The organism is Phyllobacterium sp. CL33Tsu, assembly GCF_900113985.1.
Lineage (GTDB): Bacteria > Pseudomonadota > Alphaproteobacteria > Rhizobiales > Rhizobiaceae > Phyllobacterium > Phyllobacterium pellucidum.
Window position 1 is genome coordinate 170131 of record NZ_FORJ01000008.1, and the last position, 12124, is coordinate 182254.

Annotated in this window: 9 protein-coding genes; 3 read left to right on the plus strand and 6 right to left on the minus strand. The window is 57.5% G+C overall.

Features of this window, described 5'->3' with window-relative positions; all coding sequences use genetic code 11:
- Positions 1-43 precede the first annotated feature (43 nt).
- Genes BM074_RS21425 through fdnG form a run of 3 tightly spaced genes read right to left on the minus strand, consistent with a single transcriptional unit; the run spans position 44 to position 4784 of the window.
- Entirely contained in the window at positions 44-745 is a 702-nt protein-coding gene (locus tag BM074_RS21425; RefSeq protein ID WP_091925208.1) for a formate dehydrogenase subunit gamma, read from the minus strand.
- The gene (gene fdxH / locus BM074_RS21430) at positions 742-1686 is read right to left on the minus strand and encodes a formate dehydrogenase subunit beta (RefSeq protein WP_091925211.1); all 945 of its coding nucleotides are present in this window, start codon (positions 1684-1686) and stop codon (positions 742-744) included. The genes BM074_RS21425 and fdxH overlap by 4 nt, the downstream gene beginning before the upstream one ends.
- An 11-nt stretch (positions 1687-1697) precedes the next feature.
- On the minus strand, positions 1698-4784 hold the full coding sequence (gene fdnG, locus BM074_RS21435) for a formate dehydrogenase-N subunit alpha (protein ID WP_091925214.1): 3087 nt from the start codon (positions 4782-4784) through the stop codon (positions 1698-1700).
- A 368-nt stretch (positions 4785-5152) separates the two neighbouring features.
- Here fdnG and selD point away from each other — a divergent pair, with 368 nt between their 5' ends.
- Entirely contained in the window at positions 5153-6220 is a 1068-nt protein-coding gene (gene selD, locus BM074_RS21440; RefSeq protein WP_027233022.1) for a selenide, water dikinase SelD, read from the plus strand.
- A 25-nt stretch (positions 6221-6245) separates the two neighbouring features.
- On the opposite strand, the gene repC is transcribed toward selD, so the two are convergent.
- The 3 genes from repC to repA form a co-directional block, all read right to left on the minus strand.
- On the minus strand, positions 6246-7466 hold the full coding sequence (gene repC, locus BM074_RS21445) for a plasmid replication protein RepC (protein ID WP_027233021.1): 1221 nt from the start codon (positions 7464-7466) through the stop codon (positions 6246-6248).
- 157 nt (positions 7467-7623) lie between these two features.
- Positions 7624-8628, minus strand: a complete 1005-nt coding sequence (repB, locus tag BM074_RS21450; RefSeq protein ID WP_091925217.1) for a plasmid partitioning protein RepB — start codon at positions 8626-8628, stop codon at positions 7624-7626.
- A gap of 68 nt (positions 8629-8696) precedes the next feature.
- Complete coding sequence (gene repA, locus BM074_RS21455) at positions 8697-9899, minus strand: plasmid partitioning protein RepA (RefSeq protein WP_091925317.1); 1203 nt, start codon at positions 9897-9899, stop codon at positions 8697-8699.
- 997 nt (positions 9900-10896) lie between these two features.
- On the opposite strand from repA, the gene BM074_RS21460 reads away from it, so the two are divergent.
- Together BM074_RS21460 and BM074_RS21465 are read left to right on the plus strand one after the other, a co-directional pair.
- Positions 10897-11613 (plus strand): hypothetical protein, encoded by a 717-nt coding sequence (locus BM074_RS21460; RefSeq protein WP_091925220.1) that lies wholly within the window; start codon positions 10897-10899, stop codon positions 11611-11613.
- A 77-nt stretch (positions 11614-11690) separates the two neighbouring features.
- Positions 11691-12119, plus strand: a complete 429-nt coding sequence (locus BM074_RS21465; RefSeq protein ID WP_210186495.1) for a YbaN family protein — start codon at positions 11691-11693, stop codon at positions 12117-12119.
- Positions 12120-12124 lie beyond the last annotated feature (5 nt).

Genomic DNA, 12124 nt, shown 5'->3' on the forward strand with positions numbered 1-12124 from the left:
CCCGCCGGGCCACGTGGACCGATGAAACTTCTACCATACCCGCTTATTCGGCGGGCGTACTTCCCGATTTGTCCTTGGGCGATTTCGCCACCAGCTCTCGTAGCCATTTGCGATGGTGACGCCATGCCCAGCCGCCGGTAACGGAACCGCGGGTCATTGCGCGTATCGTACCACGCACCCAGATCGCTGCGTAGACATGAATAATCCAGACGCTGATCGCCACAATCGCCGCCATGGAATGGATCAATACAGCCCACCGCTTCTGCTCGATCGTGGTCAAATCGAAGAAATACTGGTCCCATATGATGATCCCGGTCGTGATGAGCACGATGATCAGCAATGACATCGACCAGAAGACGAATTTCTGCCCGGCATTGTACTTGCCGACCTCGGGCAGCCGGTCCTCGTGAGCCGTTAGCACATCACGAATACGGGCGAGCCAGGTGCCGTCTTCGCGCTTCCACAGATTGGCGCGCCAGAAGCGGAGGAAAAGGCCAAAGAAGCTGAAGAAAAGGACAACGCCGATCCACGGATGGATAATCCGGGTAAGCGGTCCGCCGCCAAAGAGGCCCGTCAGGAAGAACAGGTCAGGATGGAACAGCGCCAAGCCCGAGAGTGCGAGGAGCACGAGACTGACCGCCGTGATCCAGTGGTTGACACGCGCGCCGGCAGTATAGCGATCGACTGTGACGGGCTTGCCGGAATGAACGCTGTCGCCCTTTTCCACGTCGTACTGCGTACTCATCGGCGCCGCTCCTCCCCGACCAGCCTCTCCGCCTGCTCTTCATCTTCGTTCGAGACGCGGTTGGGACCGGAGACGAGGTAGTGCATGAATCCGGCGATGGCTGCGACACCCATGACGGCAAATCCGGCATATCGCGTAACGCCCTTCCAAGCATCCACGAGCGGACTGATTCTTGGATTGCTCGGCAGGCCCGCATAGATTTCGGGCTTGTCCGCATGATGAAGAACATACATCACGTGCGTGCCGCCGACGCCTTGCGGGTCGTAGAGCCCGGCATTATCGAAGCCGCGTGACTTCAGGTCGGTGATGCGGCCCTCGGCATGCTGCTTCATTTCCTCCTTGGTACCGAACACGATCGCTTGCGTCGGGCAGGCCTTGGCGCAGGCAGGTCCCTGCCCCACCGCCACGCGGTCGGAACACAATGTGCATTTATAGGCAACATGGGTGACCGGAGAGATGCGAGGAATATTGAAGGGGCATCCTTTCACGCAATAGCCGCAACCGATGCAGTTCTCGTGGATGAAATCCACAATGCCATTCGAGTACTGGACGATGGCGCCGGGAGCCGGGCAGGCCTTGAGACACCCCGGATCCTCGCAATGCATGCAGCCGTCCTTGCGGATAAGCCATTCGAGATTGTTGGTCTCGGGATTCTCCCACTCGGTAAAGCGCATGAGGGTGAACATATCGGGGGTGAGATCATGCGGGTTGTCATAGACACCCACATTTTCGCCAACTGGTGGGTGCGTGTCGTTCCACTCGATACACGCCGACTGGCATGCCTTGCAGCCAATGCACTTCGACACGTCGATAAGCTTTGCCACCTCGGTCTGACGCTGTGCCGGCGGGGTAACATTGGATGCGGAGCGTCGCATCAGGTCCTGCTCGCCAAATCTGGCAGGCTCGGGCCGGGTCGTAGGGTTTGGTACAGGCGGGAACATGTTGCCGTCTCCTATGCCACCGGCCCGTCGATGGGCTCGATATTGACGAGGAACGCCTTGAACTCCGGCGTCTCTATATTGGCGTCACCGACGAAGGGCGTCAGTGAATTCGGTCCAAAACCCTTCTTGGCCGCTCCCATGAAACCCCAGTGCAGCGGTATGCCGACTACGTGAACCGGCTTACCATCGCATATCAGCGGTTTTATGCGCTTGGTAACGACCGCTTTTGCCCGAACCGATCCGCGCTTCGACCAGACCCTCACCCAGCCGCCCTTGGTAATGCCTTTCTCCTTGGCGAGTTCTTCAGATATCTCGACGAAGAACTCGGGCTGTAGCACCGCGTTCACCCAGACATGCTTGGTCCAGTAGTGGAAATGCTCGGTGAGACGGTAAGAGGTCGCCGCATAGGGAAATTCCTCCGAGGCCGGTTCGGCGAACTGCGCGAAATCGCCCTTGAAAACGCGGGCAACGGGATTGCCGCGCACATTCGGTGCGACGATGTTCGCCAGGGGCGACTCGAACGGTTCGTAGTGGGCAGGAAATGGTCCGTCGCGTAACATGCCACGGGCAAAAAGCCGCGATACTCCTTCCGCATTCATGATGAACGGTCCGACCTCCGAAGGCTTGGCCGTCGGCGCAATGTCCGGAACATCGTATCCGGCCCATTTCTGGCCGTCCCATTCGATCAGCTTCCGGCTCGGATCCCAGGCCTTGCCGTTCAGATCGGCCGAAGCCCGGTTGTAAAGGATGCGGCGATTGACCGGCCATGCGAATGCCCATTTAAGATAGGCACCCGTCTCGTCCGGGTCCGACGTATCCCGCCGGGCCATATTGTTCCCGTTTTCGTTGAAGCAACCGGAATAGATCCAGCATCCGGAAGATGTCGAACCATCGTCCTTCAGGGCCGCAAAACTCGGCAATAATTTGCCGGCTTCCACGACCACCTTGGATGGATCCGTTGGATCGTAAAGCGTGGTTGAGGCCCTGCCGTTCATCTCCTTGGCGAGTTCTTCCGCAGTCGGATCGCCGGGATCCGCATAGGACCAATCGAGATTGACGATCGGGTCCGGGAACGCCCCGCCTTCCTGGCGATAGAGTTCCTTCAGACGCGAATATATCTGCGCCATGATCCATACGTCGGTCTTGGCCTCTCCGGGCGGCGTTCCCCCCGGCCAGTGCCATTGCAGCCACCTGCCGGAATTGGTCAGTGACCCCTCGTCTTCTGCAAAGCAGGTCGAAGGCAGCTGGATGACCTCGGTCTGGATTTGTGCGGTTTCCACGTCGTTGAAGTCGCCGTGATTTTCCCAGAACCGCGATGTCTCCGTGTCCAATGGATCCATGGTCACGAGGAACTTCAGCTTGGACAGCGAGTCCGTGAGCTTTTTCCTGTTCGGCACTGCCAGCAGCGGGTTGAAACCCTGGCAGACATAGCCGGTCATCTTGCCCTGATTCATGAGTTCGAATGCCCGCAGGACATCGTAACCGGGGACGTCGAGCTTTGGCAGCCAGTCATAGGCGAAGTGATTTTCCGGCGTCGCCGCCGCTCCCCACATCGACTTCAAGAAGCTGACGAAGAACTTCTTGTAGTTCTGCCAGTAGCTCATCTGGTTCGGCCGAAGCGGTTTGAAACCCCGCGTCGACATATAGGTGTCGAAGTCCACTTCCTTTTCCGTCGGCAGCGTCATGTAACCCGGAAGCAGGTTCGACATCAGCCCGACATCGGTCAGTCCCTGGATGTTGGAGTGCCCGCGCAGCGCATTCATGCCGCCGCCGCGCACGCCAATATTGCCGAGAATGAGTTGCAACATCGCCATGGAGCGGATGTTCTGCGAGCCTTTTGAATGCTGCGTCCAGCCAAGTGCATACATGGAGGTCATCGTCTTGGTGGGCGACGACATTTCCGAGATCATCTCGGCTACCTTCAGGAACTTGTCCTTCGGGGTGCCGCAGATACGCTCAACCAGTTCAGGTACGTAGACGGAAACGTGCGCCTTCAGGAGGTTCCATACGCAGCGCGGGTTGGTCAGCGTGTCGTCAACCACGGCGTAGCCGTCATCACCGATGACATATTCCCAAGTGGACTTGTCGTAGTCGCGCTTGGCTTCGATATAACCGGTAAAAAGACCGTCCTTATATTCAAAGCCGTCCTTGACGATGTATGTCGCGTTGGTGAACGCCTTGACGTAGTCCCATTGCACCTTGTCGTTCTGGATGCAGTAGTTCATCACCCCAAGGAGAAATGCGATATCCGTCCCCTGGCGGATCGGCGCATAAAAATCCGCGACAGATGCCGAGCGCGTAAATCGCGGATCGACGACGATCAACTTCGCGCCGCGGTTGGCCTTGGCCTCCGTGACCCATTTGAAGCCGCATGGATGCGCTTCGGCGGCATTGCCTCCCATGATGACAACAAGATCCGTGTTCTTGATGTCGGTCCAGGAGTTGGTCATTGCACCACGGCCAAATGTTGGGCCCAAACTGGACACCGTTGGGCCGTGTCAGACACGTGCCTGGTTATCGAATACCAGCATTCCGGCGCTGCGTACGACCTTGTAGGTCGCCCAGGCCGTTTCATTCGTCGTTGCGGAGGCGGCGAGGAACCCGGTCGTCGTCCAGCGATTGACCGTTACGCCGTCATTGTTCCTTTGAATGAAGTTCTTGTCGCGATCGTCCTTCAGCAGGCGCGCGATCCGGTCGAGGGCATCATCCCAGGACACTTTCTCAAATTTGTCCGAACCCGGCTTGCGGATCATCGGATACTTCAGCCGCGTCTCGGCCTTGACGAAATTGAGCAGCGCCGCGCCCTTGGGGCAAAGCGTGCCGCGGTTCGTCGGATGATCAGTGTCGCCCTCGATGTGAACGATTTCGGCGCTCTCGCCCTTCTTCAGGTCACCCTTGGAATACATGATGATGCCGCATGCAACGGAGCAATACGGGCATGTGTTCCGGGTCTCCGTCGTGTTCACCAATTTGAAATCGCGGATGGCCTTGGCGTGGGCGGATTCCACCGCGCCGAAGCCGAAGGCTCCCAGCGCTGACCCCGCCACACCAGCGCCGGCCGCCGCAAGAAACTGGCGCCGCGAGAGTTCCATGTTCATGGCATGTCACCTCCCTTAATGGGCCGGCCCTACCAACACGGCATGCCGGAAACTTCAAGTGCTCGGCAACTTGGAACGCGCGAGCGTTCCGAACAAAATGCTACCTGATGAAGTTCAATTGTCAAACCAATAAGATGCCCTATAATATGAGTACAACAATCATGATTAATTGGGTTGTACGAACGTCCTATATACGCCCGCCAAAATCACTTCGAACACCACAATTACTTGTCATGCGGAAGCTTTTACTCCCTGCGACTGTCATTGCAGCGCAGCAATAAGCTAACCGTGGCTCACCTTTGACGTCCTGCGCAAAATGGACAAGAATGTCGCCACCTGCTGTACTTTCAACGTGCGAGGAGGCTGCCATGGATGATCGAACCGCTGTGCCGCTCCGCTTGACGTCGCTTGCACATGGCGGCGGCTGCGGCTGCAAGCTCGCACCGTCGGTACTGCAGCAACTGCTTGCAGACCAGCCAATTGCGGGACCCTTTGCGCAACTCCTTGTCGGAACGGAAACCGGCGATGATGCTGCGGTTTGGCAGCTGGATGACGAGACTTGCGTGATCGCAACGACGGACTTCTTCATGCCTATGGTCGACGACGCTTTCGATTTCGGCCGGATTGCCGCAACGAATGCCATCTCTGACGTTTATGCCATGGGCGGAAAGCCGATCATGGCGCTCGCAATCCTGGGCATGCCGATCGACAAGATGCCGGCCGAGCTGGTGCGTGAAATCCTGCGCGGCGGCAGCACTGTCTGTGCGGATGCAGGTATTCCGGTCGCCGGTGGACACTCTATCGACTCGCCGGAGCCAATCTACGGACTGGCCGTTATCGGCACATGCCCGGTTGCCAATATCCGCCGCAATAGTGGCGCGAAACCCGGCGACGCCTTGATACTGACGAAAGCTCTCGGAGTCGGCATTTATGCGGCGGCGTTCAAGAAGGGCGCCCTGCCCGACGAAGCCTATGGTGAGCTCATCGCGTCGACGACGCTGCTCAATCGCGTAGGTGCAGAACTTTCTCGCGATAATGACGTGCACGCAATCACGGATGTGACGGGATTTGGGCTCCTCGGTCATACCCTTGAGATGGCCCGAGGCTCGAATGCAGCGATCCTCCTGCGCGCGGACGACATATCCTATTTTACGCAGGCAGCCGACCTTTCCCAACAGGGCTTCGTAACGGGCGCCTCGCACCGCAACTGGGCAAGTTATGGCGAAGCGGTAGTCCTTCCGGCGGGATTTCCCATCTGGCAAAGGCACCTGCTGACGGATCCGCAGACGTCGGGCGGATTGCTGATTGCCTGCCGTCCCGAGCGAGCCAAAGATCTCCTCGAGACCATCATTGACGCCGATTATCCCGCGGCACGGATTATAGGCACCGTATCCGGCGTAGACACTGGAACATCTGCGGCAGTGCATGTTGTCTAGCCGCTTTGCCTCGCTGGACCCCGGCTCATCCGTCATCACCAACCACCCGTAGATGCGATCCCGTCGAGCGCAGGCACGCCATCAGCATGGGTCCAACCGAGAACGCCCCTGCCCTCGCCTTCTCGGTCAGCGCCCGAAGATAGCCGCCGGCCGAATTGATCTGTTCGGCCCTCTGGAGGATGCAGGCAATGACGATTGCGGCACGCTCCTGGCCGAGAGCATCGAGCGCATCCGCGTAGGCCGAGGGAGAAATTCCAAGATAACCGCGCACTTGTGCCGCTGTCGCCATCAGATCACGCCAGTTCGCAATGCCGCCAGGTGCATAGTCGTTCATTTCTGGGCAAGCCTTAAGCACAAACCCAACTGGATATGTCTGGGTGACGTGTTCCGTTGTTTCCTGTTGTAGCGCAGTTTCAGCCCCTTGGCTGTTTCTTGAGCCAGGTTCAAATTCAGCGAAAGAGTCGGGTTTTGAATTCTGTTGCTGCGGTTCATCGCGGGACTCATTGCCGCTCATATTTTCTTCATTGAGCTTATTTTCCAATGCGATAGCCACCTCATCGTGCAAAGCAACGAGGTGAGCCAGGATCTCATGAAGTGTTCCCCTTTCCGCTTGGCGCGGGATAGCATCGACAATGCTGCGAAATCGCGTCCACAACTGTTGCCAATCGCCAGAGATGGCTTCGGCAATCGCCATTTCGATGAGCTTTGCGATGTCCCGCCTGTGAAGCGTGATGCGCTCCCTGACGAGCTTCAGGGCATGGCGTTCGGCGCGCACGCGCTCAGCGGCCGCCTGGAGTTCCTCTGCACGCGCCAGGAGCGGCGCAAGCGAGAACCCGAAAGCCTCGGTGATCTCCCCTCCCCTGCCCTTGCGCGAGTAGCGTTTGCCGTTGGGGCTGTCTTTGCGGGAGATCAGACCACATTCGATCAGCGCGGCAAGATGCCGGCGGAGCGTGGCATTGGCCATGCCATGCGCACGCATCGAAAGCTGAACATTCGATGGAAAGACGATGGTGCCGTTTTCTTCGGAAAGTTCATTGTCCGGCAAAAACGACAACAAGGCGTTGAGCACAGCGAGCGATCTGTCGCTGATCCCAACCTCTTCCTTGCCTTCACAAAGCCAGCGATAGACCTGCCACTTGTCTGCAGACTTTCCCGGCGCAATATCTTGCGCCCGGGTCTGTGCCCGAAGATGCGCAAGCGACATCGACCGCCGCCCGAAGGGCGTCGTTATCAGATTTCCATTCATCCTCATTGCCCTTTTCAAAAGGCAAAAGAAATCTGCTCGTCAAAACGACGTCGGGGACTCTTGACAGTGATTCGTGGAAATGCGATTCTCAGTCTGCTAGAACTTTGAGAGAGGCTTCCACGACCGGGTCGTTTGGGGGCCTTTTTCTTTTGCGGGTCTAATCTCCTGTTTCAGTCACTTTTTTCGATTCCTTGAACGCTTCATAGAGCTGATCAAGGTTATTGGTGATGAACACACCAAATTCCCTGGCATTCTTTTCGTTCAAGGCAATCGAGAACGTCTTGCCGCAAAGCTTTGTCGCAACCTTCACCGATTTGTCGTCAGGCGTCCAAACCGATCCGGCGCTTCCGCCGATGGCCTTGCGTACCGGCTTTCTGGATCCGGCGCCCCTGAGGAACTCGAAGAGTTGGTCGAAGCGATCTGCCGATCTCGCCGCAGCAAATTCCGCGCTTTCAACGAATTGCACAGCCTGCGAACCGTGCCTGGGGTTTTCGATCAGCTTGCGCATCTCAAGCCAGCGGTCGCGGCCTATTCCCTTGGCGGGGCCGATTGCTGCAATGATTACTTCCGGGATGGCCTTTGGAATGGTCAGCATCTTCGAAAGCGTCTGATAGTCGATCGACAGCGCCGACTGTATGGCGTCTCGCGCATAGCCGAGCTTCTCAAGGCGATCAGCAAACTGCACACGTTCGATAAAGCTCAGATTGGCGCGCGCCGAATTTTCCTGTCCCTGGCTGATCACATGGTCGAGATCGGCGAGGGGCTTCACCACAGCCCGGACCGGACGCCCGAGTTCCTTCGCAACCCTTGCTCGTCGATGCCCGAAGACAATCATATACCGTCCATCGCTCTTTGGGTGGGGCCTGACGAGAATAGGGCTGTGCTGCCCCCTCTCCCTGACCGCGTCCAACAATTCGTTATACTCTTCGTCGTCCCTTTCCGGCATCCGGTCGGTAACGAACGAAGCGTCCAGCAAGTTCGGGTCGAGATCGACGACCGTTTCCCCGTCAACCAGCTTCGAGGCCTGGCGCGCCAGTTCGTCGATCGATGACGACATCGATTTCGCCGCGCCGAACTTGCGGAAGCCGCCGCTTGGCTCAGCATCGGCCGCCACATCGGGTTCGCCGTGCATGATGCTTTCAAAGATGTTCTTACGTGCCATAATCAATTTCCCCGAAATCGCGTCAATGCGATGAATTCATTGACTGAATTCCGTATTTAGCCTGCCGTCTACCTGCGTCCCCACGCCTCGTGGATGAGTTCGCGGATTTCCGAATTGACCGCTTCCATGGATTCCATCGCCCGATCATAAGTGTGCCGGTTCATTGCCGACTTCTCCACTTCATAGAGTGTCTGCTTGGTAAGGCCCGCATCCGATATGGCCGTCGATTTGAGCATCTGGTGCTTCAGCATCTGCGGGGCCAGCATGGACTGCATGAAGCCCATCATCTGCGTCTGCGGAATGTCAGTCGGCTCGTAGCGTGTGATAAGATAGCGGAACCAGTCGAGATCGACATCGCCGCCGGCAGCCCCGACGGTCTTGAGGATATCGCCGAGCATCAACAGAAATTGCGACATCGACATCAGGTCGAGCATCTGCGGATGAACCGTTATCAACACCGCCGTCGCGGCGGCAAGCGCCGTGAGCGTCAGATAGCCGAGCTGCGGCGGGCAGTCGATGATGACGACGTCGTAGCGGCTATCCACTTCCTTCAGCGCATTTTCGATGCGATTCCAGAAGGTCTTGCCGGCGATCGAATTCTTGCTCTGCATGGCAAGCGGCGTGTCGTACTCATATTCCTGCAATTCCAGCGACGCGGGAACGACGTCAAGGCCAGGAATATTGGTCGACAGGATCACGTCGGTAATGGGCTTGCGCGCATCGTCGTAGCGGATCGCCTCATAGATGGAAGGGTTCTGGTCGAGCTCCGGCTGGATGCCATAGAGCGCGGAAAGCGAGGCTTGCGGATCAAGATCGAGGGCAAGAACACGATGTCCCGTCAACGCCATATGCTGGGCGAGGTGGGCGGCAGTCGTCGTCTTGCCGGATCCACCCTTGAAATTGACGACGCCGATAACCTGCAGCTTCTCATCGCCGCGGCGATGCGGCACATATTTCTTGACATCGGCGCGGCCGTTGCGATCGAGCCAATGGCGCAGCTGCATGATCTGTTCGGCTGAGTAGCTCCTGCGGCCGCCGGTATGAATTGTCGGTTCGACACCCTTGCCTTCGAGATGAAGCTTTTTCAGATTGCTGGTCGAGACGCCAAGAAAATAGGCGGCCTCGGCGAGAGAAAACTGGCGCAACGTCTTGCGGGCATTCGGGGGAAATGTTTCCATGCGAAGCATATTGAGCTTCCGCGAAATCTCGCGACCTTGCGCGAGAATCGTGTCATCAAAGGAAGCTTTTTTTGCTGTTGTTGCGATGTTCATCGTCGACCCGGCCTCAAATGACGGCATTTCCATTAAAACCGTCCGAATGCCGTCATTATGTCCGATTCGCTCGAGACAGCAAGAACTTTACTGTTAACAACTGGTTAACGATACGGCCGACTGATACCGTCTGCCTTGGCGAGATAGGTAACAGGTTTCTCACCGTTTAGACGGCGGACTATTTGTTACAATGCTAAAGAAGCCTTCGCGCATACAAACCGCGGTCGGGCAGGTACTATCGCGATCACGTTGACGGCCATTGATGGGAGTGGCATCCTAGGCAAATCGCCAAGAGCCGTAGTAGCCCGGCGATGTGCCGGGCTACTCGGCCTCCCAAGCTCCGTTCCCCTCCAGAGCCTGCCGAACAGAAATTAGCTCCAGTTTAACTTCCGTTCATCGTTATAGTTAACGATTTATCAACGCGTTACGCTTGCACGACTACTCATAACAACCACACTGCACGAGTTGCAGTCAGATTGGGATGACTTCCAAAAATCCAAAGGCGACAGTGAATATCGTCGGCTTTGGGATTCGGTCGCTGGGCAATGCAATCGCCCCAACACGGCCATCGGCACGCCCCATCCGCCCTCCACGATGTTACTCCCGGCAGACGATAGAATGATATTTCGCCATTGGTGCAACGCGCCTATGGGGTGATACCCATTTCGGTCAGGTGCGCGCGGATTGGCATGGCAGCGGCCTATGCATTTCTTGCATTCGCGTGGCGAAAGAGCGATGCTGGCATGGCGATGCCATTGATCACGAGTCTGGTTGGGCAGGTCTATTTGAGCATGATGCATATTTCACCTGAGCACTCATTGAACGTCAGACATTTTTGGCCACAATCAAAGTGCAATCATCAAGCGATGACCCGGGATGTCCGCCGTTTTTTCGACGGGCTATTCGATGGAGCGGGATCATCTTGCAGTGCAGGCCAGCCGAAACGCATGGTGCGTTCTCGGGGGAACCGCGGACACGATCGCAAGGAACTCACGTTATGATTCAATTTCGTATCACTACAGCCGCCGCGACGGTCATTGCCGGCGCAGGGCTGGTCTTTCTCACGCTCCCGGCTTCCGCCGCCACCGCGGCGCAATCCGTCACCAAACAATGCAGCACGCAGTATAACGCCGCCAAGGAGGCCGGCACCCTGAACGGCCAGAAGTGGCCCCAGTTCCTTTCAGATTGCAGCGCGAAGCTGAAAGACGCGGGAGCAACTGATGCTGCGGCGCCCGCCGCCACGACGCCGACGAAGAAGGCGACGAAGGACACGGCCACGACAAAGCAGTCCAAGGATACTGCGGCCGCCAAACCCGCCAAGGCCACCGAGACTGCAGCGGCGGGCGGAATGTCCGTCAAGGCGATCACCAAGGAGTGCAGCACGCAATACCAGTCGGCAAAGTCGGCCGGTACGCTGAAGGGCCAGACGTGGAACCAGTTTCTCTCGTCCTGCAGCGAAAGCCTGAAATCCGACAATTCCGATGCATCGACGCCTCCGGAGCCGACACCGGCAGCCACCAAGACCACGACCAAGACAGCCGCCGCTGCAACGACAGCGGATGGAAAGCCGTTGACCCCCGGCCAGGTTGCTTTCCGTCAGCGGATCAGCGCCTGTGGCGAGCAGTGGCAGCAGGCCAAGGCGAGCAACAAGACGGGTGGCAAGACATGGCCGCAATATTGGAGCGCATGCAATACACGGCTGAAGGCCGAGTAGTCTTGCATTATGTAAAATCTCGATTGCCCGGGTAGGCCCGGGCAGTCTCGTCTCGTTGGCGAATTTATCCCGGATCACTGACATTTAACCCGCGACGATGTAAACAGTCTCCACTGGTGTGGAGCGCAGGAATGAACCGAACAAAGCGGACAGTCTATTTCTTACTCGGCTGGCTGATGGTGGCGCTCGGATTCATAGGCGCGCTTCTGCCTGTCATGCCCACCACCATTTTTCTCATTCTTGCCGCATGGTGCTTCAGCCGTTCGTCACCACGCTTTGAAAAATGGCTCTTGGAGCATCCGGTCTTCGGCCCAACCTTGGTACACTGGCGCGAACATGGCGCGATACCGAAGAGAGTAAAGCTTCTCGCCTGCTGCGGCATGGCATTGGGCTATGCCATGTTCTTCTATTTTGCCCGGCCGTCGCCGCTGCTTGGCGGCATCGTTGCGCTGTTCTTCATCGCTTGCGCGGCCTATGTCGTCAGCCGCCCGAGTGTTGCAGCGTAGTTTGT